General features: G+C 71.4%; 37 protein-coding genes and 1 pseudogene. 25 read left to right on the top strand and 13 right to left on the bottom strand.

The genetic code is table 11. The features are described 5' to 3' along the window. Positions 1-32: 32 nt before the first annotated feature. The 11 genes from ACYQ8Q_RS37600 to ACYQ8Q_RS37550 all read right to left on the bottom strand — a co-directional run bounded on the left by ACYQ8Q_RS37600 (position 33) and on the right by ACYQ8Q_RS37550 (position 8,185). Positions 33-902 carry an ester cyclase gene (locus ACYQ8Q_RS37600; RefSeq protein ID WP_460071159.1) on the bottom strand — a complete coding sequence of 290 codons (870 nt, stop codon included), beginning with the start codon at positions 900-902 and terminating at the stop codon, positions 33-35. 89 nt (positions 903-991) lie between these two features. Beyond that, positions 992-1,954 carry a GNAT family N-acetyltransferase gene (locus ACYQ8Q_RS37595; RefSeq protein WP_460071158.1) on the bottom strand — a complete coding sequence of 321 codons (963 nt, stop codon included), beginning with the start codon at positions 1,952-1,954 and terminating at the stop codon, positions 992-994. Positions 1,955-2,061: 107 nt separating this feature from the next. Then, positions 2,062-2,256 carry a ferredoxin gene (locus ACYQ8Q_RS37590; RefSeq protein WP_460071156.1) on the bottom strand — a complete coding sequence of 65 codons (195 nt, stop codon included), beginning with the start codon at positions 2,254-2,256 and terminating at the stop codon, positions 2,062-2,064. 14 nt (positions 2,257-2,270) lie between these two features. Then, positions 2,271-3,500 carry a cytochrome P450 gene (locus tag ACYQ8Q_RS37585; protein WP_460071155.1) on the bottom strand — a complete coding sequence of 410 codons (1,230 nt, stop codon included), beginning with the start codon at positions 3,498-3,500 and terminating at the stop codon, positions 2,271-2,273. Between the two features lie 108 nt (positions 3,501-3,608). Next, on the bottom strand, positions 3,609-4,382 hold the full coding sequence (locus ACYQ8Q_RS37580; protein WP_460071154.1) for an SDR family NAD(P)-dependent oxidoreductase: 774 nt from the start codon (positions 4,380-4,382) through the stop codon (positions 3,609-3,611). Continuing rightward, entirely contained in the window at positions 4,379-5,818 is a 1,440-nt protein-coding gene (locus ACYQ8Q_RS37575) for an FAD-binding oxidoreductase (RefSeq protein ID WP_460071153.1), read from the bottom strand. The genes ACYQ8Q_RS37580 and ACYQ8Q_RS37575 overlap by 4 nt, the downstream gene beginning before the upstream one ends. Continuing rightward, on the bottom strand, positions 5,818-6,186 hold the full coding sequence (locus ACYQ8Q_RS37570) for a hypothetical protein (protein WP_460071152.1): 369 nt from the start codon (positions 6,184-6,186) through the stop codon (positions 5,818-5,820). The genes ACYQ8Q_RS37575 and ACYQ8Q_RS37570 overlap by 1 nt, the downstream gene beginning before the upstream one ends. 35 nt (positions 6,187-6,221) lie before the next feature. Beyond that, the gene (locus ACYQ8Q_RS37565) at positions 6,222-6,452 is read right to left on the bottom strand and encodes a hypothetical protein (protein WP_460071151.1); all 231 of its coding nucleotides are present in this window, start codon (positions 6,450-6,452) and stop codon (positions 6,222-6,224) included. Continuing rightward, positions 6,452-6,643, bottom strand: coding sequence for a hypothetical protein (locus ACYQ8Q_RS37560; RefSeq protein ID WP_460071150.1), 192 nt, complete (start codon positions 6,641-6,643; stop codon positions 6,452-6,454). The genes ACYQ8Q_RS37565 and ACYQ8Q_RS37560 overlap by 1 nt, the downstream gene beginning before the upstream one ends. A gap of 49 nt (positions 6,644-6,692) precedes the next feature. Then, positions 6,693-7,247, bottom strand: coding sequence for a class I SAM-dependent methyltransferase (locus ACYQ8Q_RS37555; RefSeq protein ID WP_460071149.1), 555 nt, complete (start codon positions 7,245-7,247; stop codon positions 6,693-6,695). Positions 7,248-7,732: 485 nt separating this feature from the next. Further along, positions 7,733-8,185, bottom strand: a complete 453-nt coding sequence (locus ACYQ8Q_RS37550) for a DUF5707 domain-containing protein (protein ID WP_460071147.1) — start codon at positions 8,183-8,185, stop codon at positions 7,733-7,735. Positions 8,186-8,589: 404 nt separating this feature from the next. Between ACYQ8Q_RS37550 and ACYQ8Q_RS37545 the strand changes: the two genes are divergently transcribed. The 4 genes and pseudogenes from ACYQ8Q_RS37545 to ACYQ8Q_RS37530 form a co-directional block, all read left to right on the top strand. After that, a complete protein-coding gene (locus tag ACYQ8Q_RS37545) occupies positions 8,590-9,663 on the top strand; it encodes a Rieske 2Fe-2S domain-containing protein (protein ID WP_460071146.1) in 1,074 nt (357 codons plus the stop codon). Further along, complete coding sequence (locus tag ACYQ8Q_RS37540) at positions 9,660-9,833, top strand: hypothetical protein (protein ID WP_460071145.1); 174 nt, start codon at positions 9,660-9,662, stop codon at positions 9,831-9,833. The genes ACYQ8Q_RS37545 and ACYQ8Q_RS37540 overlap by 4 nt, the downstream gene beginning before the upstream one ends. Beyond that, positions 9,830-10,768, top strand: coding sequence for a PDR/VanB family oxidoreductase (locus ACYQ8Q_RS37535; RefSeq protein ID WP_460071144.1), 939 nt, complete (start codon positions 9,830-9,832; stop codon positions 10,766-10,768). Before ACYQ8Q_RS37540 ends, ACYQ8Q_RS37535 begins: the two co-directional genes overlap by 4 nt. 164 nt (positions 10,769-10,932) lie before the next feature. After that, positions 10,933-11,220 (top strand): annotated as a pseudogene (locus ACYQ8Q_RS37530) (ABC transporter substrate-binding protein); the annotation flags it as partial. 61 nt (positions 11,221-11,281) lie between these two features. Here the strand turns inward: ACYQ8Q_RS37530 and ACYQ8Q_RS37525 are convergent. Next, positions 11,282-11,560 (bottom strand): hypothetical protein, encoded by a 279-nt coding sequence (locus ACYQ8Q_RS37525; RefSeq protein WP_460071143.1) that lies wholly within the window; start codon positions 11,558-11,560, stop codon positions 11,282-11,284. Positions 11,561-11,715: 155 nt separating this feature from the next. Next, a complete protein-coding gene (locus tag ACYQ8Q_RS37520) occupies positions 11,716-12,150 on the bottom strand; it encodes a helix-turn-helix domain-containing protein (RefSeq protein ID WP_460071142.1) in 435 nt (144 codons plus the stop codon). Positions 12,151-12,417: 267 nt separating this feature from the next. Between ACYQ8Q_RS37520 and ACYQ8Q_RS37515 the strand changes: the two genes are divergently transcribed. The 21 genes from ACYQ8Q_RS37515 (at position 12,418) to ACYQ8Q_RS37415 (ending at position 25,550) form a co-directional block, all read left to right on the top strand. Beyond that, a complete protein-coding gene (locus ACYQ8Q_RS37515; RefSeq protein WP_460071141.1) occupies positions 12,418-12,717 on the top strand; it encodes a helix-turn-helix domain-containing protein in 300 nt (99 codons plus the stop codon). Then, entirely contained in the window at positions 12,717-12,902 is a 186-nt protein-coding gene (locus ACYQ8Q_RS37510) for a hypothetical protein (protein ID WP_460071140.1), read from the top strand. The genes ACYQ8Q_RS37515 and ACYQ8Q_RS37510 overlap by 1 nt, the downstream gene beginning before the upstream one ends. An 88-nt stretch (positions 12,903-12,990) precedes the next feature. Continuing rightward, entirely contained in the window at positions 12,991-13,440 is a 450-nt protein-coding gene (locus ACYQ8Q_RS37505; RefSeq protein WP_460071139.1) for a DUF6197 family protein, read from the top strand. Continuing rightward, positions 13,437-13,916, top strand: a complete 480-nt coding sequence (locus ACYQ8Q_RS37500) for a hypothetical protein (protein WP_460071138.1) — start codon at positions 13,437-13,439, stop codon at positions 13,914-13,916. The genes ACYQ8Q_RS37505 and ACYQ8Q_RS37500 overlap by 4 nt, the downstream gene beginning before the upstream one ends. Then, the gene (locus ACYQ8Q_RS37495; RefSeq protein WP_460071137.1) at positions 13,913-14,170 is read left to right on the top strand and encodes a hypothetical protein; all 258 of its coding nucleotides are present in this window, start codon (positions 13,913-13,915) and stop codon (positions 14,168-14,170) included. Before ACYQ8Q_RS37500 ends, ACYQ8Q_RS37495 begins: the two co-directional genes overlap by 4 nt. Further along, positions 14,167-14,553 carry a hypothetical protein gene (locus tag ACYQ8Q_RS37490; RefSeq protein WP_460071136.1) on the top strand — a complete coding sequence of 129 codons (387 nt, stop codon included), beginning with the start codon at positions 14,167-14,169 and terminating at the stop codon, positions 14,551-14,553. The genes ACYQ8Q_RS37495 and ACYQ8Q_RS37490 overlap by 4 nt, the downstream gene beginning before the upstream one ends. After that, positions 14,550-15,098, top strand: coding sequence for a hypothetical protein (locus tag ACYQ8Q_RS37485; RefSeq protein WP_460071135.1), 549 nt, complete (start codon positions 14,550-14,552; stop codon positions 15,096-15,098). Before ACYQ8Q_RS37490 ends, ACYQ8Q_RS37485 begins: the two co-directional genes overlap by 4 nt. 99 nt (positions 15,099-15,197) lie before the next feature. After that, the gene (locus ACYQ8Q_RS37480; RefSeq protein WP_460071134.1) at positions 15,198-15,644 is read left to right on the top strand and encodes a hypothetical protein; all 447 of its coding nucleotides are present in this window, start codon (positions 15,198-15,200) and stop codon (positions 15,642-15,644) included. Next, complete coding sequence (locus ACYQ8Q_RS37475; RefSeq protein ID WP_460071133.1) at positions 15,641-15,895, top strand: hypothetical protein; 255 nt, start codon at positions 15,641-15,643, stop codon at positions 15,893-15,895. Before ACYQ8Q_RS37480 ends, ACYQ8Q_RS37475 begins: the two co-directional genes overlap by 4 nt. Next, complete coding sequence (locus tag ACYQ8Q_RS37470; RefSeq protein ID WP_460071132.1) at positions 15,892-16,938, top strand: lambda-exonuclease family protein; 1,047 nt, start codon at positions 15,892-15,894, stop codon at positions 16,936-16,938. Before ACYQ8Q_RS37475 ends, ACYQ8Q_RS37470 begins: the two co-directional genes overlap by 4 nt. Continuing rightward, positions 16,935-17,720: an ERF family protein gene (locus ACYQ8Q_RS37465; RefSeq protein WP_460071131.1), complete on the top strand. Its 786-nt coding sequence runs from the start codon at positions 16,935-16,937 to the stop codon at positions 17,718-17,720. The genes ACYQ8Q_RS37470 and ACYQ8Q_RS37465 overlap by 4 nt, the downstream gene beginning before the upstream one ends. After that, complete coding sequence (locus tag ACYQ8Q_RS37460; RefSeq protein WP_460071130.1) at positions 17,717-18,553, top strand: exonuclease domain-containing protein; 837 nt, start codon at positions 17,717-17,719, stop codon at positions 18,551-18,553. The genes ACYQ8Q_RS37465 and ACYQ8Q_RS37460 overlap by 4 nt, the downstream gene beginning before the upstream one ends. 253 nt (positions 18,554-18,806) lie before the next feature. Continuing rightward, entirely contained in the window at positions 18,807-19,442 is a 636-nt protein-coding gene (locus tag ACYQ8Q_RS37455; protein ID WP_460071129.1) for a hypothetical protein, read from the top strand. Then, positions 19,442-21,211 (top strand): DNA cytosine methyltransferase, encoded by a 1,770-nt coding sequence (locus tag ACYQ8Q_RS37450; protein WP_460071128.1) that lies wholly within the window; start codon positions 19,442-19,444, stop codon positions 21,209-21,211. The genes ACYQ8Q_RS37455 and ACYQ8Q_RS37450 overlap by 1 nt, the downstream gene beginning before the upstream one ends. Next, complete coding sequence (locus ACYQ8Q_RS37445; RefSeq protein ID WP_460071127.1) at positions 21,208-21,510, top strand: WhiB family transcriptional regulator; 303 nt, start codon at positions 21,208-21,210, stop codon at positions 21,508-21,510. The genes ACYQ8Q_RS37450 and ACYQ8Q_RS37445 overlap by 4 nt, the downstream gene beginning before the upstream one ends. Further along, complete coding sequence (locus tag ACYQ8Q_RS37440; RefSeq protein WP_460071126.1) at positions 21,507-21,749, top strand: hypothetical protein; 243 nt, start codon at positions 21,507-21,509, stop codon at positions 21,747-21,749. Before ACYQ8Q_RS37445 ends, ACYQ8Q_RS37440 begins: the two co-directional genes overlap by 4 nt. A 134-nt stretch (positions 21,750-21,883) precedes the next feature. Continuing rightward, positions 21,884-22,288 carry a hypothetical protein gene (locus ACYQ8Q_RS37435; RefSeq protein WP_460071125.1) on the top strand — a complete coding sequence of 135 codons (405 nt, stop codon included), beginning with the start codon at positions 21,884-21,886 and terminating at the stop codon, positions 22,286-22,288. Between the two features lie 3 nt (positions 22,289-22,291). After that, positions 22,292-23,104 carry a DUF2303 family protein gene (locus ACYQ8Q_RS37430; RefSeq protein ID WP_460071124.1) on the top strand — a complete coding sequence of 271 codons (813 nt, stop codon included), beginning with the start codon at positions 22,292-22,294 and terminating at the stop codon, positions 23,102-23,104. Next, positions 23,104-23,415, top strand: coding sequence for a hypothetical protein (locus ACYQ8Q_RS37425; RefSeq protein WP_460071123.1), 312 nt, complete (start codon positions 23,104-23,106; stop codon positions 23,413-23,415). The genes ACYQ8Q_RS37430 and ACYQ8Q_RS37425 overlap by 1 nt, the downstream gene beginning before the upstream one ends. 9 nt (positions 23,416-23,424) lie before the next feature. Beyond that, positions 23,425-25,308, top strand: coding sequence for an AAA family ATPase (locus ACYQ8Q_RS37420; RefSeq protein ID WP_460071122.1), 1,884 nt, complete (start codon positions 23,425-23,427; stop codon positions 25,306-25,308). Then, on the top strand, positions 25,305-25,550 hold the full coding sequence (locus ACYQ8Q_RS37415; protein ID WP_460071120.1) for a hypothetical protein: 246 nt from the start codon (positions 25,305-25,307) through the stop codon (positions 25,548-25,550). The genes ACYQ8Q_RS37420 and ACYQ8Q_RS37415 overlap by 4 nt, the downstream gene beginning before the upstream one ends. The last annotated feature ends 22 nt before the right edge of the window (positions 25,551-25,572 follow it).

Here is a 25,572-nt window from a genome sequence, read left to right as displayed (position 1 = left end):
CCCCTCTCTCGTGGAATGGACGGCGGCGCGGCTCACGGGGTGGGCAGCCCGGCCCGGCGCAACGCCAGGTAGTCGACGACCTCCCAGTGCTCGGCCACCTTGCCGTGCTCGATCCGGAACTGGTCGCAGGTACGCATCCGCAGCGGGCGGTCGGAGGGGCCGCCGCCGCTCCACGCCCCGGTGAGGGTGCCGGTCCAGGTCACGAAGACCATCACCCGGTCCCCGGCGGCGACGATGTGGTCGACGGTGGTCACCAGGTCCGGGAAGGCCGCGATGTTGTCCGCGAAGAACGCCTTGAACGCCTCGAGTCCGTCCGGCACCGCGTCGGTACGCATGTTGTGGTGGCGGTAGTCCTGGTGGTAGTAGGCGTCGGCGCGGTCCAGCTTGTGCTCGCTGAAGACCTCGCGGTAGGCCCCGAGCACCAGGTCGGCGTTGGCCTTCTCGGCCGCGCTGTGCGGGCCGTGCAGCCCGGGCGCGGCCGGCTGCTCGCCGTCCCCCTCCAGCCCGCCCACGCCGTGCGCGTCGAGCACGTCCCGGTCGGTCACGTTCCAGTGCTCGGCGATCCGGCCCTCGTGCGTGCGGTACAGCTCGGCGGTGTGCAGGCGGACGTCCTCGCCGGAGCGGGTGCGTCCGGTCCAGGTGACGAACAGCATCACCCGGTCGTGGTCGGCGACCAGGTGGTCGATGTCCGCGCGCAGCTGCGGGAAGTGGCCGGTCAGCGACCTGAAGTGGCCGACGAGGCCGCCCCCGGCGGACCCGGCCGTCGGGTCGTGGTCGATGTGGTCGGGGTGCAGGAACCGGCCTGCCTCCTCGAACCGGTGCTCGCGGTACAGCACGTCGTACAGGGCGCCGACGAGTTCGGCGTTGCGCTCGCGCTGCCCGGCGGGGCTGACAGTGGTCATGGGGTCCTCTCGGAAGTGCGCCAGGTGGGATCGGCTCGGGGTCGTGCGCGGTCGGTGCGGCGGCGCGGGAATGGCGGTCCGCCGGGCGCTCAGACCTTGAGGGCGTACGTCGTCCAGTGGGAGTCGGCCTCGAAGCCGAGCCTCCTGTTCAGCGCGACGACGGCGGTGTTGTCGACGTCGTTGAAGACCTGGACCAGCGCGAGACGGCCGTTGTCGCGCACCGCCCGCAGCAGCAGCTCCGCCTTCACCCACGCCCCCAGGCCCCGCCTGCGGTGTCCCGGCAGGACCAGCGTCTCGCCCGCGTCCGCCATCGGGCTGTCCCGGACGAAGAGCGTGCTGTAGGCGACGATGCCGCCGCCGTCCTCGGCGAGCGCCGCCGTCACGAGGGGCCGGTGACCGGCGCGGGCGGCCTCCGCCTCACGCGCCCGTACGTCGGAGACCGCCGGACGGCGCACCCGGGCCTGGCCGTTGACCCGTTCGTCCAGGGCGCTCCAGGCTCGGGCGTAGGCCTCGACGAGGTCGTCGGGGCAGGCGCCGTCCCAGTGCGCGAGGCGGTGGCCGGGCACCGGCCGGGCCGCCGCGGCCTCGAGCAGCGCGCGGGCGGGACCGGCCGGCCGCAGCCGGTTGCGTACGGTCTCGCCGGTGCGGTCGGCGCCGACGACGTCGGCGAAGCGCTCGGCCGCCTGCCCCTTGGGGGCGTCCACGAGCAGGGGGCCGCGCCCCAGCTCGCGCAGGGCCGTGCGGCCGGCCGCGGCGAGGGCCCGGCCCGCGCCGCGGCGGCGGAAGCCGGGGAACACCCAGAGCGAGCCGTGTCCCGGGCCCGTGGGATCGCCCAGGTCCAGGCCGAGTTTCAGCACCCCCGCCGGCTCGCCGTCGGCGAAGGCGGCGAGGACGATCCGCGTCGTTCCGTGGCGGCGCTGGAACAGCCGCGCGAGCAACGCCTGGGTCACCGGCGGATCCGCGGGCAGTTCCAGGCTCATGGTCTCCCGGAAGCCGGGGAGCAGGGCGGCGATGGTCGCCGGGTCGTCACCGTCGAGGCTGCGAATCTCCATGGCCGCCACCCTGTCCCGCCGCTCTCGAAGCGCCGTCGAGGACGCCTCGACCCCCGGCGCCGTGCGAACGGCGGGACCGGCCGGCCGCCCGTCCGCACGGCGGCGGGTCAGTCCTCGTGCACGGTGATGGCCTGGACGGGGCAGGCCCTGGCCGCCTCCCGGACCGGAAGGCTCCGGGCGCGCCGTGCTCCGTCGGGCAGCAGTTGGCTCACTCCGTCGTCGTCCTGGGTGAACACCTCCGGCGCGGTCATCGCGCACAGGGCGGCGCCGATGCAGCGGTCCGTCGCGATGGTGATGTTCATGCCCCGGTCCTCGCTCACCACTCGACCGGGAGTTCGGCGACGCCCTGCAGCACGTACGGGGCGTTGAGCGGCAGCTGGTCGGCGCGCACCGGCACCCGCAGGCCGGGGACGCGCCGGAAGAGGGTGCGGAAGGCGATCTCCATCTCCGCCCGGGCGAGGTTCTGGCCGATGCACTGGTGGATGCCGTATCCGAAGGCGACGTGCCGGCCGGCGGAGCGCCGGATGTCGAAGGCGTCCGGGTCGTCCCAGGCGTGCGGGTCGCGGTTCATCAGCATGGTGGACATGGCGACGCCGTCGCCCGCCCGGATGGTCTGCCCGGCGATCTCGATGTCCTCGGCCGCCACCCGCATCAGCACGTCGCCGATCGAGGTGAAGCGCATCAGCTCCTCCACCGCGCCCGGCAGCAGACCGTCGTCCGCCTTCAGGAGCGCCAGCTGCTCGGGGTGTTCGAGCAGGGTGACCGTGCCCAGCGCGATCATGTTGGCGGTGGTCTCGTGTCCGGAGACGAGCAACAGCGAGCAGATCATGGCGAGTTCGTTGTGATCGACCGAACCGTCCTCGAGCTGGTGGGCGATCAGCTCGTCGATCAGACCGTCGCCCGGCTGCTTCTCCTTCTTGCGGATCAGGTCGTGCAGATAGCCGAGGATCTCGGTGAAGGCCGTACGGGCCAGCTCGGCCTCGCCCTCCCCGGAGGAGGACAGCACGTGCCGGGAACGCTCGTCGAAGTAGCCGCGGTCCTCGAACGGCACGCCGAGCAGCGCGCAGATCGCCGCCGAGGGCAGCGGAAGCGCGTAGTCGGCCAGCAGTTCGGCGGGGCTGCCGCGGTCGAGCATCTTGTCGACGAGTCCTTCGGCGATGCGCTCGATCTCGGGACGCAGGGCCGCGACGCGCCGGATGCCGAAGCCGGGGATCACCATGCGCCGCTGCCGCCCGTGCTCGGGATCGTCCACGCCCACCAGCGGTGGTGCGGCCCGCTGCTGGGTCTGGGCGGCGATACGGGGAGCCAGGAAGGGATAGTTCGGGTGCAGCACGTCGGAGGAGAGCCGCGGGTCGGGGAACAGGGTCCGGCCGACCTCGTTCCCGGTGACCAGCCACACCTGGCGTCCGTCGTACAGGGTGACCTTCGAGAGCGGGCCGCGCTCGCGCAACTCCTCGTAGCCCACCGGCATCTGGTAGGGGCAGCGCCTGGTCATCGGATAGGCCGGCGCCTGGGTCCCGGCGGGTGGACTGGTGGTCTCCGTCATGTCGTGCCTCCTGAGTCGTTTCCCGACGCACGCCATTGAGCCCCGCCGTTCTCGAGGGGGCTTGGAAGATCCCTCGAGAACGGCGGGGCTCGTCAGGCGGCGAACGGGTCACGCCCCGCCCGTGACCCGGAGGGTTTCGCCGTTGCTGTTGCCGTTGGCGGCGGAGCCGAGGAAGACCACCGCGTTGGCCACGTCCTGCGGCTCGGACATCCGCCCGGAGGGAAGGCTCTTGCCCTTCTCCTCCAGGAAGGAGGCGGGCACGTTCGCCCGCACCGTCTCGGTGGCCGTCTGGCCGGGCACCACCATGTTGACCAGGATTCCCTCGGGCCCCAGTTCCCAGGCCAGGCTGCGCATCAGGCCGAACAGCGCGGACTTGCCCGCGCCGTAGGCGCCGGCGCCCGGTTTGCCGGCGTCCGCCAGGCCCGCGCCGATCAGCACGATCCGGCCCCAGTCGCGTCCCCGCATGACCGGCAGGGCGGCCTGGACGGTGTGGAAGACCGCCTCGACGGAGGTGTGCAGCACCTCCTGCCACTGCTTGGGCGGGACGTCCTCGAAGCGCGGGACGGGCCGGCCGGGCCGTGGGATCGCCTCGCTCCACACCACGGCGTTGGCCACCAGGACGTCGAGGCCGCCCCACTCCTCGGCGACCCGGCCGACGGCGTCCCGTACGGACTGCTCGTCGGCGAGGTCGTAGCGCACCACCAGGGGGGTGCCGCCCGCCTCGGCCACCAGCCGGGCCGTCTCCCGGGCCCCTGCCTCGTTGGTGTGGTAGGTGATCGCGACCCGGGCCCGTTCGGCGCCGTAGGTCACGGCCGTCGCGCGGCCGATGCCCGAGGAGGCGCCGGTGACGAGCACCACCTTGTCGTGCAGATCCGTCTTCATGAAGCCGCCTTGGTCGTCGGGGGCCGGACGCCGATGCTCTGCGCGTGCCGGAAGAAGTCGTCCGGGTCGTACGCCCGCTTGACCTCCCTCAGTCGGGCGCTGTTCTCGCCGAAGAAGTCCGTCTCCCAGTCCTCGCTCACCCGGGAACTGGGGAAGTTGATGTAGGAGCCGCAGGCCAGCGGGGCGAGGGCGTCGGCCGCCCGGTCGGCCCAGGCGGTGAGGCGGCCGGGTGCGTCCGGGTCCGCCGCCAGGTCGCGGCAGGCCATCTGATAGCCGATCAGGAACCGGGCCTCCCGGTGCGCGTACGCCGTGGCCGTCGCGGGCACCCGGTTCGCGGCGCCGCCGACCGCGATGCACAGCAGATAGCGTTCCCGGCCGTCCTGGTCCAGGGCCGGGTCCCAGGCGTCCAGCAGGGCCGCCGACTCCGCCCGGGTGGCGGCGCGTCCGGTCAGCCGGTAGCTCTGCCGGGTGTAGGGGTGGCGGTGGCCCTGTGCCTCCTCGCTGGTGCCGGTGCGGTGGCACTGTGCCACGGTCTGGGATCCGCAGAGCGCCTCGTGCATCACGTCGGAGTAGGCGCCCCGGGCGCCGACGGTCCGGCTGATCGGCTTGGCCGCGGCGAGCTCGGTCAGGGCGTCGAGTTCCGCCTCCAGCTGTGCGGGCGGCCCCAGGTGCACGCCCCACACCCGGACCACGGGACGCCCGCCGGGCCCGAACATGCCGGGCAGCACGACCAGGGAGGTCCCCAGCTCGTCCGGCCCGCCGACACACCACTCCTGCCAGGCCGTCAGGACGTCCACCGCGTCCTCGTACGCCCAGAGGGTCTCGAAGGAGGTCAGGGCCGGGGCGTCGACGGGAAGCACCTCGAACTCCGTGACCACGCCGAAGCTGCCGCCCCCGCCGCCGCGCAGCGCCCAGTACAGGTCGGGCTCCTCGGTCGGGGAGCACCGCACGACGCGCCCGTCGGCCAGCACCACCCGGGCGGCGGCGATCCGGTCGCTGCCCGTGCCGAAGCCGCGGGTCTGCCAGCCGATGCCGCCGCCGGTCAGGAATCCGCCCACGCTCACCGTGGGGAAGGTGCCGGTGACGATCTGGCGGCCCTGCGGTTTCAGAGCGGCCAGTGCGTCGAGGGACTGGACGCCCGCGCCGAGCCGGACGTGCGGTCCGTCGGCCACGGCGTGGTTCATCCGGGACAGGTCGACGACCAGCCCTTCGCCGGTCGACCAGCCGTTCATGCTGTGGCCGTTGCCCCGGATGTGCACCCGCAGTCCGTGCTCGCGCGCATGGCGGAGGCAGGCGACCACGTCCTCCTCCGTCGCGCAGTAGGCGACGGCGTACGGCTGGACGGTGTCGTACTCGGTGTTCTGCAGCTGTCTGGCCAGGGCGAAGCCGGGGTCGGACGGCTCGACCAGTTCACCCCGGATGCGGTCGCGCAGCATCAGTCGTCGACGCCGAACTTGTCGGCGGTCACCTTGGAGCCCGAGTGACCGCGCAGTTCGGTGCCCTGCGGGTCGTAGAACTTGGCGCCGCCGGAGCCCTGCCAGCGGGTGTCGGAGACGAACTCGCCCTCCACCCGGACATGGGCCTCGCCCACGTGCTTGCCCTCGGGGTCCGCCGCGAGGATGTGGAACCCGTACTCGAAGGTGCCGGGGCCGGTGGACCGCCAGGTGCCCAGTCCGATGTTCTTGGTGTTCAGTTGGGTCGAGACGACCCCGCCGTCGGCCGAGAAGGAGACCAGGCCGGGAACGGCCTTGCCGTCGTCGTCCAGTTGGGTGGTCCAGGTGCCGACCAGTCGTTCATCGCTCATCGCTCATCGCTCCTCGGGAGGATCGGGAGGGGGTGTCAGCGCCAGGTTTCCGGTCCGCTCTGGAGCGGTGCTCGAGACGTTCTGTAGGGCAGGCCGCCGTCGGGGGCGCGGGTCCCCGCGGACGACTCGTCGGGCGCGAAGGGCGCGGGGCCGAGGTCGGGGTGCCAGTAGGGGACCACGTGCATGCTTCCGTAGGCGATCAGCGAGCGCAGCACGGGTCGCAGGCAGTACCGGACCAGCGCCTCCCGCACGGTTGTGGGCGCCATCAGCGCTCCTCGGTGCGGCGGCCGGCGTGCCGTGCGGCCCGGTGGTGGATCAGTCTGAGCAGGTCGAGGGTGCTGGTGATCGCGGCCGGGTCCCTGCCCGGCGGCGCGTCGTACGCGGTGGCGTGGACCGGGTCGCCGGCCGGACGGGGGCGCCGCTCGGCGAGGGACTGCGGTACGGCAGGGCTGGACACATCGCTCCTCTCGGTCGCGCTGGGTGCGGTGGGCGGGCGGGCCGGCGGTTCAGGAGGCGCGGACGGCCATCTCCACGCCGGCGCCGAACGGCAGGGGCAGCGACACGTAGTCGCCGCCCCGCGGCCGGACGTACGCCAGGAACTCCGCGCACCGTGCGGCGAACCGGCGCACGCCGTACGCCAGGACCACCGCGCCCGGCAGCATGCGGGGCTCCAGCAGCCGCAGCAGCGGCAGATGCGACTCCGGCACGCCGCCGAGCAGCAGCAGATCGACCGGCCCCGGCACGGCCGGCAGCACCCGCTCGGGACTGCCGGCCCGCATCTGCGCGTACGGGGTCAGACCCGCCCGCTCGATCGCCGCGGCCGCTCTCTGCGACCGCGCGGTGTCCGCGTCGCAGCACATCACCCGGCCCCGCCCGTTCTCGCTCAGCGCCGCCGCGAGCTGGACGGCGCAGGACTCGTACGGGCAGCCGGCCTGGAGCACGTTGAGCGGCCCGACGGCCAGTACCAGCTGGCGCAGGAGGGTGCCCAGGGCGGCTTCCTCGCCCTCGTTCGCCGGGTCGGCGCCGAAGGGGCGGGGGACGGACAACGCGGAGTTGGGCATGCGGAACTCCCTCTCAAGGGGTCTTCGAGAGACCGGCGGCGGTGTCTCCCGGCCCGCCGGATCTCCGGTCGAGCGTTGCAGACCCGGGCGCCGGGGGGCCACGCCCGTGGACGCCCGCCCAAGGCAGAATCCAGCCCTCCTCCAGACGGCGGTGCCGTTTTCCGTTTCCCGGTCCAGGACCCGGACCAGGACCTGGACCTGGACCGGTTCGCGGCCTCCTTCGCCGCCGACAGAGCGGGGAAGCCGGCGGCGTTCATGGCCGACTCGCAGGTGCCCCGAGGCGTGGAGACCCTCGAGGGCACCGTCTCCGAACCGGCCTGGCAGCCCCAGCCGCCCAGGTACCCGCCCGCCTGCCCGGCCCGAGCGGGCCGCGGCCCCCCTCGCCGAGACCCCCGGCGGCCCGGGGAGCCGACGACCAGGCCCAGGGACTGCCGGGAAGGCGGCGTCCGCCACGGCGGCGCTCTGCCTGCTTCCCGGGGGTCCGGTCAGCCGACGGTGAAGTCCACCGCCTCGGTGTCCAGGGTCGTCGTGCCGTCAACGGCGGTGGCGAGCGCGGCGACATGCCAGGAGCCGCGCGGGAAGGAGGCGGCGTCGGCGTCGGTCACCGTGACCGTGTACACGCAGCGCACGGTGTCCGCAGCGGCGGGCGTGCAGCGGGCGGACTCCGCCCGGCGCATCTCCTCGGCGGTCGGCCGCTTCGCGGCGAGTGAGGACTTCTCCGGCCAGGCCAGCACCTTGAGGCTCTTGACGCCGGACGAGGCCTCGACCTCGGTGGAGAAGGTGAACGAGCCGTCCCGGCCGCCGTCGGGGGCCGAGTAGCGGGCGGTGCCGTGCGTCAGGGCGGGCGCCGGGTCCGCGGCGTAGGCGAGAGCGAAGGCCCCGGCACCTGCGAGGACGACGACACCGGCGACGACGGACAGGGCGGTACGACGGGACATGACGGGATCTCCGTAACTGGCTCGGACACTCTCGGCGGAGGAAGCCGGCGCTCTCGACGGCGCCGCTGCACCGATGCTCGCAAGGCGGAGCCGCCCCGGACCTGAGTACGGAAGCTCAACCCGACCTGAGTGATCGGCCCGACTCGACCGCCGGACGCCGAGGCGGGTGGGGGACGCCGGGGGCACGGCCCTTCGACCACGACCGGACGTCGGCCCCCTGCTGGTGGCGGCGCCCGCGATCACGGTGGCGTGCGCCGGCACCCGGGCGACGGCACTGACGAGAGCCGAGCCCCGCCCCGGCCGGTCGGTTTCCCCGGCACCTTCCGCGAGGCGGAAGAGGTGTTGCGGCGCCGCGACGCCCTTCCGGACGATGTCGCCACCACCCAACGACGGGAGCCGCATCCATGCCGCACACGACCGCCTTCGCCAGGAACCAGTGGTACGTCGCCGCCTACAGCCACGAGGTCGGGCGCGAGGAGCTGCTCGGCCGGACCGTTCTCGGTGAGCCCCTCGTGTTCTACCGGACGGAGGAGGAGGGGACCCCGGTCGCGCTGGCCGACCGCTGTGTGCACCGCCGCTTCCCGCTGCACGAGAAGCCCAGCCGGCTCGACGGCGACCGGGTGGTGTGCGGCTACCACGGCTTCACGTACGACACGAGCGGCACCTGTGTGTACGTGCCGGGCCAGAAACGCGTCCCGCGCACGGCCCGTGTGGCGTCGTACCCGGTCGTCGAGCAGGACGCCCTGGTGTGGGTGTGGATAGGCGACCCGGCGCTGGCCGACCCGCTGACGATCCCGCGCGCCCGGCACCTCGACTCCCCCGGCTGGACCACCGTGCGCGGCATGGAGCCCATCGACGCCGACTACGGCCTGCTCGTCGACAACCTGCTCGACCTCTCGCACGAGACGTATCTGCACGGCGGCTACATCGGCACCCCCGAGGTCGCCGAGACGCCGATCACCACCGAGGTCGACGAGGGCGCCGGCATCGTCCGGGTCAGCCGGCACATGGCCGACGCCGAGTGCCCGCCGTTCTACGCCCGTTCGACCGGTATCGAGGGCCGGATCACCCGCTGGCAGGACATCGAGTACCACGCCCCCTGCCTGTATCTGCTGCACAGCCGGATCGCGCCGGTGGGCGTGCTGCCGGAGGCCGACGGCAGCGACCCGAACGGGTTCCACACCGAGATCACGTACGCGATCACCCCGTCGTCCGACGGCAGGGTGTACGACTTCTGGATGGTCTCGCGGGACTGGGCGACGGACGACGACGAGGTCACCGAGTTCCTGCGGAGCAGCAACCACACCGTGGTCATGCAGGACGTCGACGCGCTCAACCTCCTTCAGCGGACGCTGGGTTCGGAGCGGGCCGGCTACCAGGAGCTGAGCATCAACATCGACACCGGCGGTCTGGCGGCCCGCCGGATCCTCGCCCGGCTGGTCGAGGAGGGCGACAAGCCGGTGGAGAGGGTCCTGTGAGCAACGGCCCCACCGGCGAGATCTACCGCATCGACTGGCTGCCGGGCACCGATGTGCTGCACGGCACCTGTCACTGCGGCGCCGAGCACTCCGCCCAGGACCCGGTCGAGATGTGGGAGTGGATGCTCGGCCACCCCGCAGGACACGAGCCACGAGGAAGCACTTCATGAGTGACGTGTACGAGGCCGAACTCGTCGTCGAGCGACGGGAGCGGGCTGCCGACGGCGTGCTCGCACTCACCCTGCGCCACCCGCTGGGCGAGCCACTCCCGGCCTGGGAGCCGGGTGCTCACATCGACGTCCTCCTCGGGCCGGACCTGGAACGTCAGTACTCGCTGTGCGGCGACCCCTCGGACCGTTCCGCCTGGCGGATCGGCGTACTGCGCGAGCCCGACGGGCGCGGCGGATCGGCGTATGTGCACGAGCAGTTGGGGCAGGGCGCGAAGGTCCGGGTGCGCGGCCCGCGCAATCACTTCGCCCTGCGCCCGGCCCCCCGCTACCGCTTCATCGCGGGTGGCATCGGCATCACCCCGGTCCTGCCGATGGTGGCGGCGGCCGAGGCGGCCGGCGCCGAGTGGACGCTGCTGTACGGCGGCCGCAGCCGCGCATCGATGGCGTTCACCGGGGAGTTGGCGCGCTACGGCGACCGGGTGACCGTCGCCCCGCAGGACGAGACCGGGCTGCTCGACCTGGGGTCGGTGCTGGACGGGCTGTCCGGGGGGACGCTGGTCTACTGCTGCGGTCCCGGGCCGCTGCTGGACGCGGTGGAGGCACGCTGCCCGGCCGGGGCGCTGCATCTCGAACGGTTCCAGCCCAAGGAGCAACAGACGGGCGAGGACGCCGAGTTCGAGGTGGAGCTGGCGCAGAGCGGCCGTACGCTGACCGTCGCGCCCGGCGTGTCCGTCCTGGACACCGTGCGCGCCGCCGGGGTCGAGGTGCTGTACTCCTGCGCCGAGGGCACCTGCGGCACGTGTGAGACGGACGTGCTGGAGGGCACCCCGGACCACCGGGACTCGGTGCTCTCGGCCGAGGAGCGGGAGGCCGGCGAGACAATGATGATCTGTGTGTCGCGGTGCGCGGGGAGGAAGCTCGTCCTGGATCTCTGAGAGTCCCGGCCCGAGGGACGCCCCGAAGTGTCAACAATTTCGTCAGCCAAAACCATTGACCCCGTCGGACAGCACGATCTACGTTCCCTGCACGCGAGTTGAGCACTACTGTGCGGTGCACGCACAGCCTGTCGGAACACCGTTGTCTCTGCACAGGGGGAGCCATGCGTCGTCTGTTCGCCGGTCTCGCGGCCGGCACCTTCCTGCTCGCCACGGCGGCCTGCGGCTCGTCCGACTCCGGTTCGTCCGGCGGGAGTTCGTCGTCCGGCGGGGTCACGACCGTCAAACTGGGCCTCATCCCGATCGTGGACGTGGCACCCGTCTACCTGGGTGTGAAGAAGGGGTTCTACGAGAAGCACGGCCTGAAGCTGTCGATCACCACCGCCCAGGGCGGCGCGGCCATCGTGCCCGGCGTGGTCAGCGGCCAGTTCCAGTTCGGCTTGTCCAACATCCCTCAAAGGCACCATTAAGGCCGCAGGTCACAGACCTGCGGCCTTCGAATGGTCCTGCGGATCAGCGCGCCCCGGGCCAGTTCTGGACCCACCAGCCCTCATGCACGATCCGGGTCAGCTGCTCGACGAACTCGTCCACAGCCTGCTGGCTGATGTGCTCCTTCGAGGCGAGCCACATGAACTCGCCTTCCTGCTCCACGCCGATCACGGCCCGACCGCCGGGAAGTGAGTCGACCAGTTCCATCTTGAACTCCGCCCGCGGTTCGGGCTCTTCCGACTGGGGGGCTTCCCCGCCGGCGCCCTCGTCGTCACGCGACTCGGTGTTCTCCTGGTCCGCCATCGCACTGCCCTCCCGACATGCAGCCGCGCGGTGCTCGTTCTGGCGTTCGAGCGCGCGCGTGGAGTGATCCGTTTGCGCCCCCCAGGCGGATCACCGACGATGTCATACCGATCAGGGTGTGACCAGAGGGAATCACTCAGTAGCGGAAAGTCGTACTATTCGCCCGGCTTGTTCCCCGCACCCCCGCTACCCTGCGCACGCCTCCGGGCAAAGGTCTCCGCGATCGCGGCATACTGCTGCCGCTCCTCGTCCGTCATCTCCTCGGTGCGCGCGACGATGATCCGCGTGGTGAAGTCCTCGCTCCACACCGCCGAGGAATCCGCCGCCGGGTCGTAGCCGTAGAACTGTCGGAACATGGCGGCCCGAACGATCTTCATCGGAAGCCCATAGCCGATCGAGATTGCCACCAGGCGTTCCTTGCTAGGCGGATCGATGGGCAAGCCGCGCTCCACCTTAGAGAGCCATCCGAACTTCGCCTGCTCGCCACTCTCGGGGTCAATGCAGAGCTTTTCCATGTCACGCAGACTCTTGCCGAGCTCGGCGCGCCGAGCCCTCAACAGGTCGGTGAAGTCAGTTCGCTGCTCGGTCATGACGTGCATTGTGCCCTCTCAGCTCCCGGGAGTGGCGCCTGATGTCTACGTTACGGCTATTGATCACTGAGTAAATAGCAGGTCAGGCGACGCAACCGTTCATGACCCAGCACAAAGTGTCTACGCAAGCACCCCGGTAGCGCCATCCCTACTTGATGTGATGTCTCAATCTGGGTGCGCTGTGCGTTTGCGTAGACAGCACGTCTACCGCCATGTACTGTCGTTCTTGTTCACGGAAACGCACACAGCGTCTACGGAGGTAGATACGTGCGCCCCCAGCAGAACCCCATGGTCCTCGTGAGCTGTGACCTCCTGGTCATGCTCATGGAGCGCACCGGAGACGGACGCGAAGTCACCGTCCGAGAACTCGCCGACGCAGCCGGATGCCACCCCAGCAAGATCGGCCACCTGCGCACCGGCGAACGCGAAACCGCCACCGACGACGAAGCACTGGCAATTGCCAAACGGCTTGGAGTCGACCTCCTCGTCCTGTGGAAGCCGACCGGCCGCACCGTCCCCGCCCCCGCCGAACCGATCGAGGCGCATATCGCGGCGGTGCCGGCCTGATGGCGGGCAACTTCTCCATCGAAGCGGCTGAACGCCGGTTCGGCCCCGCGGCAGCAGCAGAAGCGCGCCGCAGTGCGGCAGAGGCCGCCGCCCGGCTGCGGCCGGAACAGATCGAGTTCCTGCGAGCCCTGTTCGCCTCGGTCCGCGTGTCGCGGTCGGCGGACTCCGAGGCCGACGCCGCCTGACCCCACCAACGCCGAAGGGCCACTCCGACTGCCAGGCCCGAGTGACCCCCGACCGGCGCCCCTTCAAACAGAGAAAGAGAGGCCACCGATGGCCACATCATTGCAGAAGAACCCCACGGTTCTGCCCCTGTGCCAGTCCCCGCAGGCCACGCCCCGGCCGACGACCATCCCGGCCGTGTTCCGTGCGGCGGCCCGGCTGCTCGCCGTCGTCGGCCACCACCAGGGCGACTACTGCCCCGACCCCTTCGACCGCAGGCTGACGACACCGCACGCCACGCGCCCGCTGTCGATCGTGGCCGCGATCCGCTGCGTGACCTCCCCACACGGCGACAACCCCCACCGCATCACCGAGCTGTCCGAGGCCGCGGTCAAGGTGCTGGCCGGCCGCCTGGAGGTGGACGGCGAGCCCGCGTGGAACGACGAGCCGCACCACTTGGAGGGGCACGTCGCGCACTGGGGTGACGTGGAGGGCCGGACCACGGAGTCGGCGGTCGCGGTGCTGGAGGCGGCTGCGGACGCGTCGGAGGTTGCCGCGTGAACACGCAGCTCGTGAACAGCGCGGCAGGCGTGATCCTGGCGGCGCTGACGCAGAACCGCACGGCGGCCGGCATCGCGCTCGCGCTGGAGTCGGCCCAGTTGCTGATGACGCCGGAGACGGCAGCCGAGCTGAAGCGGCTTCAGGAGCGCGTCGCCGAACTGGAGGCCCAACGCAAGGACCTCGCTGCCCGACTCCGGGCCGGTCAGCAATGGCAGCCCGGTCGGCGGCCGCCGCTCGTCAGCGAGGACTACGTGTCCCAGGACGAGTTGCGGGCCATGTTCGGGATCCCGCTGGCCGCTCCCTGGGACGAGCCGGGCGCGGACCCGTGCCACCCGTGCGGCTGCCCGAAGCGGTTCGGCCGGCACGCGTGGGGGTGCCCGACGCTGACTGCCGAGGAGCAGGGCGAGCACTACGCCTCGGTCCACCACACGTACCGGGTCCCGCACGACCTGCCCGCGCCGGACGGTGCGCAGTGAACCCCGCCTCGCCGTCCGACTGGGCGGCCGCCGGGTCCCTCGGTCTGACCGCGATCGCCCTGGTCAAATTCGGGCTCGCGTTCGCGGACGCCGACCTCGCCTACTTCGACCCGCGCCCCGCCCTCGGCCGCGCCGTCGACCGCCTCCTCATCGAGGCGGTCCGCGCCCGCCACTCCCTCCACACCATCGCCCGGCAGGCGCTCCTCACCGCCGCCGCGCTCCTCGCACTCATCACCCCGGAGAACGCCCGATGAACCGCCTCCGCCTGTACCTGCACCGCCTGTTCCGGCGCCCGGTCATCACCGACCCCATGCGGATCTACACCCGCCCCATCCCCGACGGCATGGCGATCGGCGTCGAGGACTACTTCACCTACGTGATCGGCGTCCTCGCCGACGACCCCGACGCCTACGCCATGTTCCAGGACATCGTCGACGACCGCGCCCTGTCCCGTGAGCACGACGGCTGGGAGCCGGAGCGACTGCTGCTGGAGAAGCTCGCCGCGTTCGTGGGCTGCGAGATCCGGGTGCGTGGTGAGTCGCTGCGGCTGCTCGGTGAGCGGCTGCTGTCGGCCGCCCCGGGGCCGAGCAACGTGGTGCCGATCCCGACGCAGCGCGAGGACGGTGCTGCCGCATGAGCGCCCGCGAACGACTCCAGGACATGATCCGCACCGAGCGCGGCGACATGAACGTGCACTCCCAGCCCGAGGTGCGCGGTGCGCTCGACGCCTACCGCGCCGAAGTCCTCACCGAGGCCGGGGAGAAGAGCAGCCCCACCGGGGCCGATGCCACTCCCGAGGCGTACGACGGCGAACTCGCCATGCTCCGCGGCCTCGTCCGCACCCTCCGCGTCGTCGTCCGCTACGACAACAACGTCGCCGAGGTCCGCCGCCTCCTCCACCAGCACGCCGCTGACGAAGCCGCCGCCTACGAGGCCAAGGGCGACCCCATCCTCGCCCGCCAGGCCGCGCTCCTCAACGAGATCCTCCAGGCCCCCGCCCGCCGCTGGAAGTCCGGCCGCGCGGTCAGCGCGCTCCGCAAGGCCGGGCACCACCCGGTCAGCCCTGGGATGGCGCAGCGGGACCTCGCGGCTCTCGCGGACGCCGGCCACCTGGTCCGGCACGAGGAGAAGGGCGTCGTCTGGTACGAGGTCGCCCGCCAGTCGGGAGGCAGCCGTGGCTGACGTTCTGACCCGCCGCCAGTACCTCCTCGACGCCATACAGACGGACACCGACGGCCGCCGCACCTACCACCCCACGACCACCGGAGAGGACGGCCGCCCGTGAGCCGCCACACCCGCGTCGACCACGCCGAGACCGCCGCCGCCCTGCGCGAGCAGCCCGGCGTCTGGCTGCCCGTCGCCGAGTACCGCAACTCCCTGACCGCCAACACCGTCGACCGCATCATCCGCACCGCATCCGGCGGAAAGCCCCACACCGGCAGGCCCTACGAGCCCGCCGGATCCTTCGAGACCCGCACCCAGCTCACCGACGACGGCACCCTCCTGGAGGCCCGGTACGTCGGCGACCGCCGGTCCCTGCGCTCGGACCGGATCCAGATGTCGCCCGACACCGAGCGCGTCCTCGGCCAGATCGAGCGCGGCGAGATCCGCTGCGACGCGGAGGCCGCCCGCCAGATCGCCGCCCGCCATCAGGCCGCGTACGGCGACGCCGTGTGGGCCGACGCCCTGGCCAGCCTCTCTACCACCACGAAGGGCGATGCCGCATGACCGGCCCTGAGCACTACACCCGCGCCGAGCAGCTGCTCCGCGAGGTCCGCGACGGACGCCAGGAGGGCAGCGACGTGGCCAACATCCTCGCTGCCGCGCAGGTCCACGCCACCCTCGCCCACGCCGCCGCTACCGCGATGGGATCACCCGTCGATGGCGAGGGCGACAGCGGCCTGCCGCCCCGCGACTGCAAGGCCTGGTACGACGTCGCTGGCGTGAAGCTGCCGCCGAAGGGCGGTACCAACCGATGACGACGACCGCGCCGGTCGGGGTTTCGGCCCCGGCCGCCGGCCGACGGGTCACCCCCACCGGCCGGCTCATCCTCCCCGCCGACGCCGACCGCGCCGCGTGGCTCACCGCCCGCCGCTCCGGCATCGGCTCCTCCGACATCGCCGCCATCCTTGGCATCTCCCGCTACGGCAACGCCCTCTCTGTCTGGCACGACAAGACCGGCGGCCTCCCGCTGGAGTCCGACGACAGCGAACCCGCCCTGTGGGGACGGCTCAACGAGGAGACCGTCGCCCGCGAATGGGCGCGCCGAAACCGCAGCGTGGTCCGCCGCGTCGGCCTCGTCCAGAACATCGACCGCCCCTGGCAGATGTGCACCCTCGACCGCCGCGTCATGGAGTGCCCGCTCGCCGACGGCGCCGAGAAGTGCGCCGTCGAGATCAAGTGCCGCGACAAGATGAAGGCGTCCCAGTTCCGCGCCGGTGTCGCGGATGACGTCCTCGTGCAGACCCTGCACCAGGCCGACACCTGCGGCTACGACCACATGCACGCCGCGGTCCTGATCGGCGGGAACGACTACCGCCAGTACGTGATCCGCGTCCGTGACCACGCCCAGCTCGTCGACGACCTGCGGGCTGCGGGCGAGCGGGCCTGGGCCCAGATCACCGAGCGGCGCCCTCCGGTTCTCGCGCACGACGCCGACCCGGATGTGCTCCTTGACCTGTACGGCCGCCTCCATCCGGACCGGGCCGGGGTCGTGGACATCACCCGGGACGTCGACACGCAGACGGCCGTTGAGGAGTACCTCGACGCGCACCAGGCCTACGCCGCCGCCGAGAAGCGGAAGAAGGCCGCGAAGGCCCGCATCCTCGCTGGCCTGGCTGGAGCCGAGGCGGCCACCGTCCTCGACAAGCTCCACGTCTCGCTCGAAGAGCGCACCAAGCGGGCTGCGGACCTGAACCGTCTCGCCGAGCGCTGGCCGGACGCCTACGCGGACTGCGTCGAGGACCGCACCCACTACCAGCTCAACATCCCCCGCTCTGTCCGTGAGGAGCACAACGCATGAGCACGATCCAGGAGCGGGCCGCGGCCGCCGCCGGCCGCACCGAGACCGACGAGCAGCATGACGACCTGCGGCTGCCGGACGAGTACGTCGACCAGTTCCCCGCGCCGAGCCGGATGCCCGACTACGAGCCCGGCGACGACGACCCCGAGATGGTGCCCGTTCACCTGGCGTGGCTCCGCGTCCGCAAGGACGTCCGCGGCATCGCTAAGGGCGAGCAGTACGACGACGGCTGGTCGAAGTACAGCTTCCGCGGTGTCGACGCCACCGTGCAGGCCTTCGCCCCGGTGACCATGCGGCACGGCGTCAACGTCATCCCGCACCAGGTGGACGCCACCTACCGGGACACGAAGACCGCCAAGGGCAAGGCCACCCGCGAGTGCACCGTCACGGTCACGTGGCACATCATCGGCCCCCGCGGGGACGTCATCGTCGCGCAGTCGCAGGGCGAGGCCCTGGACTCCGGTGACAAGGGCACCGCGAAGGCGCAGTCCGTCGCCCTGCGGGTGCTCCTTCTGAACGGCGGCCTGGTGCCGACCGGCGACCCCGACCCGGGCAGCAGCACCATCGACCGCGGTGAGGCCTCCGTCCGCTCGGCCGTGTCGTACCTCGACGAGATCTGCGACCCGAACACGAGCGCCGGTCGGCTGCGTCAGATCCATTTCGAGCTGAAGCAGGGCAACTTGCTCGACGCGCTCATCACGAACGAGGCGGGCGTCGAGGAGCAGATCGGCGCGATGGTCGTCCGCATCGGCAAGGAGCGCGCCGCCGGGGGTGCCGAGTGACCTGGCACCTGGAGCACATGGCCGCCCTCGACTTCGAGTCCAGCGACAAGGACGCCGACACCGCCCGCATCGTCACCTGCGCCCTCATCCTCGGCGGCGTCGGCCGCACCCCCGACGTCCGCACCTGGCTGATCAACCCCGGCATCCCCATGGAGCCCGGAGCGATCGCGGTGCACGGCATCACCGACGAGTACGCCGCCGAGCACGGCATGCCGGCGCAGCAGGGTGTCGGTGAGATCGCCCAGGCCATCAGTGAAGTCGCCGCCGCCGGGATGCCGCTCGTAGGGCACAACATCGGCGGCTACGACCTCAACCTCCTCGACCGCGAGTGCCGCCGCCACCTCGGCGACAGCCTCGTAGGGATCGTCCGCCAGCCCCTGCCGCGGGTCATCGACACGATGGTCCTGGACCGGCAGGCCGCCCCGTTCCGCAAGCGGGTCTCGGAGGAGCAGGGCCCGTACCAGATGCGCACGACGGCCGAGACGTACGGCCTGCCCTGGGATGAGGAGAAGGCGCACGGCGCGGAGTACGACGCGTGGATGTCCGCCCGTGCCGCGTTCCGGATGGGCGTCATCGCGCACACCTCGTACCGGGAGCGCCCGGAGTGGGTGCTGGCGCTGCGGACGAACCGCTTCAACTCGCTGAGGGACGTGACGGTCGAGGAGCTGCACGAGCGGCAGATCGAGTGGTTCCGGCGGGACGCCGAGGGCTACCAGGCCTGGCTGCGGAACCCGGTGAAGGCGAAGGAGAAGCATGACCCGAAGGCCGTGATCCCCACCGAGTGGCCGCTGCGCCCGGTCCCGGAGCAGCGCGAGGCGGGTGAGGGGGCGTGAGCGATCGCATCACCGCTGGGGCTGCAGCCCTCAGCGCCGCACTCGTTGGGGCAAGCCGACTCTCCCGCTGGTGGGTGCGCCCGGCCCCGTCCGGTCGGCACCGCGCCACCGGCCCGCTGCTCCGCCCGATCGAGGCCTTGGAGCGGACGCCCGCCCTGTGCCGGGCCGAGGGCCGGATCACGCTCCACTGCCGTACTCGCGTCACCCGGCAGCTCGTGTGTCTCGACTGCCGCAACATCACGGGAGGTGCCCGGTGACCACCTTGTTCGACCTCACTTCCGAGGCTCCGGCCGCCCTCGCGGCGGCCGGGCCCCGGCCCACCAACTCCACCCCCAAGGTCATCGGCCTCGACGTCGCCATGGGCACCACCGGCATCGCCGGAGAAGGCTGGACCGACTACGTCAAGGCCAAGGGCACCAGCCAGCACTCCCGCTTCGAACAGCAGCTGGCTGGCATCGCCGACCACACCCGCCACGCCGACTTCGTCGTCGTTGAGGGCGCCGCCTACTCGAAGAACAACCAGGGCGCAGACGCCCTCTCCGCGATGCGGTGGATGGTCCGGCACGACCTGTGGAAACGCCGCATCCCGTACGCCGTCGTCCACCCCGACCACCGGATCATCTATGCCGTCGGCACCGCGGCCCCGAAGGACCCGGACACCGGCGTCCGACTGAAGGGCGACCCGCTGAAAGCTGTCGTCCGGCAGGCCGTCGCCGACACGTACGGCATCACCACCGAGGGCACGGCGAAGTACGACGAGGCCGACGCCTACATCCTCCTCGCGATGGGCCTGCACTGGCTCGGCTGTCCCCTCGCGGTCGTCCCGGACACGCACCGGCGGGCGCTGGACTCGGTCCGGTGGCCGGAGCGGGCGGCGGTGACGGTCTGATGCCCACCCTGCCCAAGGTCACCCGCCCGTCCAAGAAGCTGCCCCGCACCGCCACACACCGGCCAGCCGCCAACAAGCGCCGCTTCCGCCACGACAGCTACACCGCCGTCGATTGCTTCTCCGGGTTCGGGGGGCTCACCGAGGGCATCAAGCGCGCAGGATTCGAAACGATCATGTGCGCGAACCACGACGAGTACAAGACCCTCGTCCACGAGGCGAACCACCCGGAAGCCGAACACTGGATCGCCGACCTCGTAGACCCCGAGGCATCCGACTACCACTCCGCCGCCGATCTCCCCGCAGCCGACCTCCTCGCCGCAGGCGTGAGTTGCACCAGCCACAGCCAGGCCAACACGGTCAAGGCCTACGAACAGGGCCTCGCCCTGTTCGAACTCCACGACCCCGACTACGAGGCCCGGGTCACGAAGTCCGAGCGGGACCGGGCCACCGCAACCTGCGTCCTGCAGTACGCCGCGAAGCACCACCCGCGCCTGATCCTCATCGAGTGCACCACCGAGCTGCAATCGTGGGGCCCGGCGGTACCAGGCAAGAAGTACGGCGACGGCTCCACCTACCGGTGGTGGCTCAAGCAGTTCGACCTGCTGAACTACGACGGCGCGGTGCGGTTCCTGAACTCGCAGTTCTTCGGAGTTGGCCAGTCCCGCAACCGGGGCTACTGGATGTTCTGGGACAAGTCCCTGCCCGCCCCTGACCTCGAGCACCGGCCGATCTCGCGCTGCCACCACTGCGACAAGGACGTCGAAGCCGTGTGGACGTGGAAGACCGGCATCCCTCCGACCGGCAAGGTCTATTACGGCGAGCAGTACAACTACCGGTGCCCGTCCTGCCGCCGCGAAGTCATCCCGCCGATGACCCCGTCGATCGCCGCCCTCGACCTCACCGACCTGGGCACGCGCATCGGCGACAGGCCGATCAAGACGTTCAAGGACGGATGGGTCGGACCGCTCGCGAAGTCGACGATGACCCGCGCGGAACTCTGCCGCCGCCGGTTCGCCGACTTCCCCGCGGTCCTCATGCCGGCGAAGGGCGTGCACGGGTCGGAGCGGGTTCTGTGGCAGCCGTTGGCGACGCAGACCAGCCAGCAGGAGACCGCGCTGCTCTCCACGGGCGCGGTGTTCGCGGCGCACCGGCACAACGGCGACGGCAAGAACATCGCCCTGCCCATGGACACGGTGACCTCAACCCATGAGAAGGCGGTCCTGCTGGCGGTGGACAACTTCCAGGGCGTCCCGCGCGGTATCGGCTCCCCGCTGCCCACCCAGGTCGGGTCGGAGACTCTCGCCGTGGTCTCCGGGGTGATCCCGTTCCGGAAGAACACCCTCGCCGCGGGGCCGGACAGGGCGATGCCGACGGTCACGTCGGATCAGATCCCGGGTCTTCTGTCTGCGGCTGGCTGGTTCAAGCAGAACGGCACCAGCCCCGGCCACGGGACCGCGCCGCACCCGCTCACCGACCCGCTCGGCACCCTCACCGCCCACGACACCACCGCGCTCCTCATGGCCCAGTGGCAGGCCTCGCTCAAGGATCTGCCGCTGGAGGAGTGCTACTTCCGGATGATGAAGGCCAACGAGGTCGGCCGAGGCTGCGGTTTCGACACTGACCTCAACGACCACCGCGGCACCTTCAAGGTCTGGGGCAGCGCCCGAAACCAGGTCGACGGCTACGGCAACGCCGTCAGCCCGCAGGTCGGAACGTGGATCGGGACCCGGCTCCGCGCCAGCCTCCACCGGGCGGAGGCAGCGGCATGACGCACCTCACCGACAACCCCGACGGCGTCCTCGACTCGCGCGACGACTGGCGCGAGTTCGCGAACTGCGCCGGACTCGACTCCCGCGTCTTCTTCGCCAACGGCAAGGGCAGCACCGCCCAGGTCCAGCAGGCCAAGCGCATCTGTGCCGCCTGCCCCGTACGCCCGCAGTGCGCCGACTTCGCCATCAAGACCGGAGAACGCTGGGGCGTCTGGGGCGGCATGAGCCAGGTGGAGCTCCGCCGTCGGCGGCGCCGCTTCACCAGCAACACCAGAACCGCCACCCGGGACGCGGCATGACCACCCGCCGGATCAACGCCGTCCTCCTCGTCGACCTCGGCGAAGGCCGCGAGATCAAGCACGGCGACCGGGCCGGCCAGATCCGGTGGGACCGCCTCCCCCGCGCCCGCTACGACTGCCTGCTCTGCGGAGCCTCCGAGACCCCCGACGGCCGCGGCCCCGGCGACATCGCCCGCTTCGTCGCCGACATCCGAACTTCCCACACCTGCCGCACCCAGGAGATACCCGAAGCGGCCTGACCCGGCGGCCACCCCCTCCCGGCGCCCCAACGCCGAGGCCGCCACCCGGGCCCGCCCCGCCCCAGCCCGCCGGGGCGGGCCCACCACCCCACAACCACAACCGCAGACCACAACCCGAAAGGCACCACCACCAGATGACCGTCAACCACGAGACCGGCGAGATCACCGAACAGCCGCAAGCCCCCGTCGCCGCCTTCCTCGCCAGCCACCTCAACGGCCGCACCGACGAAGAACTCTCCGCCGAGTTCCACCGGCTCCTCGACGCCGTCCGCACCCACGGCAAGAAGGGCTCCATGACGATCACCCTCGTCGTCGACCCGCCCGCCAACGGCGTCGAGTCCGCACCCATGCCGATCGGCGTCGAATCCGCCGTCAAGGCCCCCAAGCCCACCCCCGTCAAGAGCCTGTACTTCCTCAACGACGACGGCCAGCCCGTCCGCGAAGACCCCCGCCAGATGTCACCCGGCGTCTACCGCAGCGCCGACGGCACCACCGAATTCCGCATGGCCGACACCTCCACCGAATACAAGGACGCCTGATCCATGACCAACCTCGACAACGCCCAGGTCATCGTCGACACCGCACTCGCCTCCGCCCCGCCCAACGAGCTGCAGCCCGGCAAGTACTACGCCTTCGCCCTCCCCAACGGCAGCCTCCACAAGGTCGACCTCACCGGCGACCAGTACAAGGACAACCCCACCCGCAAGACCGGCACCACCACCGTCCGCGACGCCAAATCCTTCCTCGCCTACTGGACCAAGCACCACGACGACGCATCCGAGGTATACGCCGACAGCGAGCGCCTCACCATCACCGCCGTCCTCGACGCCCACACCACCGAAGGCGCCCGCTGGGCCGGACACCGCCTCCACCTCTCCCTGCGCGAGACCAACGCCTGGAAGCAGTGGCTGCACATGGACGGCCAGCTGATGGACCAGGAGGCGTTCGCCGAGTTCCTCGAGGACCACGTGCCGGAGCTGCTGGAGCCGTCCTCCGCCGAAATGCTGGAGATCGCCCAGTCCTTCCAGGCCGCCATCAAGGTCGACTTCCAGTCCGCCAGCCGACTCAGCAGCGGGCAGCGGCAGTTCCAGTACGTCGAGACCGTCCAGTCGAAGGCCGGCCAGAAGGGACAGCTCACCGTCCCCGAGACCTTCGTGATCGGCCTGGTCCCGTTCGAGGGATCCGAGGGCTACCGGCTCACCGCCCGCCTGCGCCACCGCATCGGGCAGAACGGCCTCCGCCTCGGCTACAAGCTGGAGCGCCCCGACGAGATCCGGAAGACCGCGTTCGCGGACGTCGTCAAAGCGATCGGCGAGCAGATCGACACCGCGGTCATGAACGGCAGCCCGGCCTGATGGGCGCCCGGCCGCGGGGCGGTGACCGCCCTCAGCGCTGCCCCGCGTGCCGGGCGCCCCTCCTCGTCCAGTGGGTCGGCCACACCGCAGCCCTCAAGGCCGCCGTCGACCTCCCACCCGCCGAGCAGCCCCTGCCCTACCGGGCCGCCAAGGCGGCGAGCACACCGAACGACCTCGTCTGGTGCCTGCCCCGCCCCCGCCACGGACCCCTCCGACTCCGCTGGACCACCGGCCGCCACCCACCCGACTGCCCCCACCAGCACCTGCTCACCCACCACTGCCCGCCCGCCGAACCCACCACCCTGTTCTGAGGAGAGCCAGTGTCCAACGTCCGCCACATGCACGACGACGAGGCGGGCCCGCACGGCTCCGAGCAGTACGACGCCGAGCGGTACGTCCTCGGCGGCTGCGTCCATCAGCCCAAGGACATCCCCACCGTCCGCACCATCATCACCCGCGCCGACTTCGCCCTCCCGCAGCACGAACTGATCTGGGACGTCATCACCCACCTCTTCGACGAGGGCATCGAGATCACCCCCCTCACGCTCCGCCTGGAACTGGAGAAGCGCAAGGAACTCCGCCGCGCCGGCGGCATCGGCTACCTCAGCCGCATCGGCGACTACGGCCTCGACGCCGAATACCACGCCCACATCGTCCGCAAGGACGCCGACCTCCGCGCCGAAGCCGACCTCGGCCGCCGCATCGTCCAGCAGGCGACCGCCCCCGACGCCGAACCCGGTGCCGCGGTCACCTTCATCGACGACTACCTGCAGCGGCAGAAAGAACGCGCCGCCGGCCGTTCCGGCGACCCCGCCGACGCGCTCCTCGCCGAACTCCTCGACTCCAGTGCCCTCGACGGCATGCCCGCCCTGGAACCCATCCTCGGCGACCTCCTCCACCTCGACAGCCTCGCCCGGATCATCGGCCCGTCCGGGCACATGAAGTCGTTCGTCGTCATCGACATCGCCGCCCACATCGCCACCGGCCGCCGCTGGCACGGCCAGCACGTCCGCCAGGGCACCGTCGTCTACCTCGTCGCCGAAGGCGCCCGCGGTATCCGCAAGCGCGTCCGCGCCTGGGAACAGCACTACGGCGTCCGCATGGACAACGTCCTCTTCCTCCCGCGCCCGGTCCAGGCGATGGGCCCCGAGTGGGACACCCTCATCGAGGCGATGCGCCGCCTCCAGCCCCAGATGATCGTCATCGACACCCAGGCCCGCGTGTCCGTCGGCGTCGAAGAGAACTCCAACACCGAAGTCGGCGTCGTCATCGAGAAGATCGAAGACCTCCGCCGCGCGACCGGCGCCTGCGTCCTCGTCATCCACCACACCGGCCACGTCGGCGAACACGGCCGCGGCGCCTCCTCCGCCAAGGGCGCCCTGCAGTCCGAGCTCCACGTGTCGAAGAAGGGCGACGACGCCCGCAACACCATCGTCACCGTCAAGGTCGGCAAGCAGAAAGACGACGAGCAGGGCGGCGACATCCAGTTCGGCCTGAAGGTCGTCACCCTCGACGGCGAGTACAAGCCCGACGGCCGGCCGGTCACCTCCGTGGTGCTGGAGTCCCTCGACAACGTCGACCCAGCCACGGTCGTCGGCACCGCCGAGTGGATCGCCACCCAGCTCGACCGCGCCGGCATCCCGGCCACCTACGGGCGGGAGCGTCTCCGCACCGAGTGCCAGCGCCTGGAGATCTCCGTCCGCAATGACCTCCTTGCTGACGTTGCCCGGATCCGCAAGTCACGGGGACAGGTCGGGGACAGGTCTGACCAGCAGTTTTCTCAGAGGCCTCTTGTTGACACCATCCCTCAGCAGCCCCACGCCCCGGCAAACCGGGACACACCCGGACAGGACAGCCCTCAAAACCTGTCCCCAAACCTGTCCCCGCCGAAATCTGACCAACCTGTCCCCAAGATCAGGACAGGTACAGAAGAAACCCCAGGTCAAACCTGTCCCGGACAGGTCGGGGACAGGTCCAACAAGGCCGCCACCGGACCTGTCCCCATGTCCCCCTCCCTAGAGGGGGGACAGGGGGACGGGCAGCCCAGCCCAGACACACCCCTCTGCACCGTCTGCCACACCCCCCTCACCGGCTACCGACTCGACCGCGGATACCCCACACACCTCGCCTGCGACCCCGACACCGGCAGCCACCCCGACCGACCCACACACCCCACCACGGACACCGAAAGGCGCCCCGCATGACCACGCCCGACGACGACGAGGCCGACGACTGGGAGGCGGCCCGTACCGAACGGCTCCTCCGCATCCCCGCCGACCAGATCGTCCACTACGGCTACGGGACCATCCTCGACTGGCTGGACGCCCGCCGCGAGCAGCACACCGCCCGTCTGCGGGCCGCCTGCCAGACCCTCCGCGAGCTGAACAGCCTCCGCGAACACGCCCACGCCCGCCTCGTCGCCGCGCAGCGGCCCAACACCGCCTGACCAGCAGCGATCACTACACACG

The sequence above is a fragment of the Streptomyces sp. YKOK-I1 genome, assembly GCF_054660435.1.
This window is presented reverse-complemented; position numbering and strand designations above follow the sequence as displayed.

Bases quoted from the DNA above. Each gene is read 5' to 3' on its own strand.
- ACYQ8Q_RS37600 (WP_460071159.1), bottom strand. From the start codon at position 902: ATGACCACTGTCAGCCCCGCCGGGCAGCGCGAGCGCAACGCCGAACTC.
- ACYQ8Q_RS37595 (WP_460071158.1), bottom strand. From the start codon at position 1,954: ATGGAGATTCGCAGCCTCGACGGTGACGACCCGGCGACCATCGCCGCC.
- ACYQ8Q_RS37590 (WP_460071156.1), bottom strand. From the start codon at position 2,256: ATGAACATCACCATCGCGACGGACCGCTGCATCGGCGCCGCCCTGTGC.
- ACYQ8Q_RS37585 (WP_460071155.1), bottom strand. From the start codon at position 3,500: ATGACGGAGACCACCAGTCCACCCGCCGGGACCCAGGCGCCGGCCTAT.
- ACYQ8Q_RS37580 (WP_460071154.1), bottom strand. From the start codon at position 4,382: ATGAAGACGGATCTGCACGACAAGGTGGTGCTCGTCACCGGCGCCTCC.
- ACYQ8Q_RS37575 (WP_460071153.1), bottom strand. From the start codon at position 5,818: ATGCTGCGCGACCGCATCCGGGGTGAACTGGTCGAGCCGTCCGACCCC.
- ACYQ8Q_RS37570 (WP_460071152.1), bottom strand. From the start codon at position 6,186: ATGAGCGATGAACGACTGGTCGGCACCTGGACCACCCAACTGGACGAC.
- ACYQ8Q_RS37565 (WP_460071151.1), bottom strand. From the start codon at position 6,452: ATGGCGCCCACAACCGTGCGGGAGGCGCTGGTCCGGTACTGCCTGCGA.
- ACYQ8Q_RS37555 (WP_460071149.1), bottom strand. From the start codon at position 7,247: ATGCCCAACTCCGCGTTGTCCGTCCCCCGCCCCTTCGGCGCCGACCCG.
- ACYQ8Q_RS37550 (WP_460071147.1), bottom strand. From the start codon at position 8,185: ATGTCCCGTCGTACCGCCCTGTCCGTCGTCGCCGGTGTCGTCGTCCTC.
- ACYQ8Q_RS37545 (WP_460071146.1), top strand. From the start codon at position 8,590: ATGCCGCACACGACCGCCTTCGCCAGGAACCAGTGGTACGTCGCCGCC.
- ACYQ8Q_RS37535 (WP_460071144.1), top strand. From the start codon at position 9,830: ATGAGTGACGTGTACGAGGCCGAACTCGTCGTCGAGCGACGGGAGCGG.
- ACYQ8Q_RS37525 (WP_460071143.1), bottom strand. From the start codon at position 11,560: ATGGCGGACCAGGAGAACACCGAGTCGCGTGACGACGAGGGCGCCGGC.
- ACYQ8Q_RS37520 (WP_460071142.1), bottom strand. From the start codon at position 12,150: ATGACCGAGCAGCGAACTGACTTCACCGACCTGTTGAGGGCTCGGCGC.
- ACYQ8Q_RS37510 (WP_460071140.1), top strand. From the start codon at position 12,717: ATGGCGGGCAACTTCTCCATCGAAGCGGCTGAACGCCGGTTCGGCCCC.
- ACYQ8Q_RS37505 (WP_460071139.1), top strand. From the start codon at position 12,991: ATGGCCACATCATTGCAGAAGAACCCCACGGTTCTGCCCCTGTGCCAG.
- ACYQ8Q_RS37490 (WP_460071136.1), top strand. From the start codon at position 14,167: ATGAACCGCCTCCGCCTGTACCTGCACCGCCTGTTCCGGCGCCCGGTC.
- ACYQ8Q_RS37485 (WP_460071135.1), top strand. From the start codon at position 14,550: ATGAGCGCCCGCGAACGACTCCAGGACATGATCCGCACCGAGCGCGGC.
- ACYQ8Q_RS37475 (WP_460071133.1), top strand. From the start codon at position 15,641: ATGACCGGCCCTGAGCACTACACCCGCGCCGAGCAGCTGCTCCGCGAG.
- ACYQ8Q_RS37470 (WP_460071132.1), top strand. From the start codon at position 15,892: ATGACGACGACCGCGCCGGTCGGGGTTTCGGCCCCGGCCGCCGGCCGA.
- ACYQ8Q_RS37465 (WP_460071131.1), top strand. From the start codon at position 16,935: ATGAGCACGATCCAGGAGCGGGCCGCGGCCGCCGCCGGCCGCACCGAG.
- ACYQ8Q_RS37450 (WP_460071128.1), top strand. From the start codon at position 19,442: ATGCCCACCCTGCCCAAGGTCACCCGCCCGTCCAAGAAGCTGCCCCGC.
- ACYQ8Q_RS37445 (WP_460071127.1), top strand. From the start codon at position 21,208: ATGACGCACCTCACCGACAACCCCGACGGCGTCCTCGACTCGCGCGAC.
- ACYQ8Q_RS37440 (WP_460071126.1), top strand. From the start codon at position 21,507: ATGACCACCCGCCGGATCAACGCCGTCCTCCTCGTCGACCTCGGCGAA.
- ACYQ8Q_RS37435 (WP_460071125.1), top strand. From the start codon at position 21,884: ATGACCGTCAACCACGAGACCGGCGAGATCACCGAACAGCCGCAAGCC.
- ACYQ8Q_RS37430 (WP_460071124.1), top strand. From the start codon at position 22,292: ATGACCAACCTCGACAACGCCCAGGTCATCGTCGACACCGCACTCGCC.
- ACYQ8Q_RS37425 (WP_460071123.1), top strand. From the start codon at position 23,104: ATGGGCGCCCGGCCGCGGGGCGGTGACCGCCCTCAGCGCTGCCCCGCG.
- ACYQ8Q_RS37415 (WP_460071120.1), top strand. From the start codon at position 25,305: ATGACCACGCCCGACGACGACGAGGCCGACGACTGGGAGGCGGCCCGT.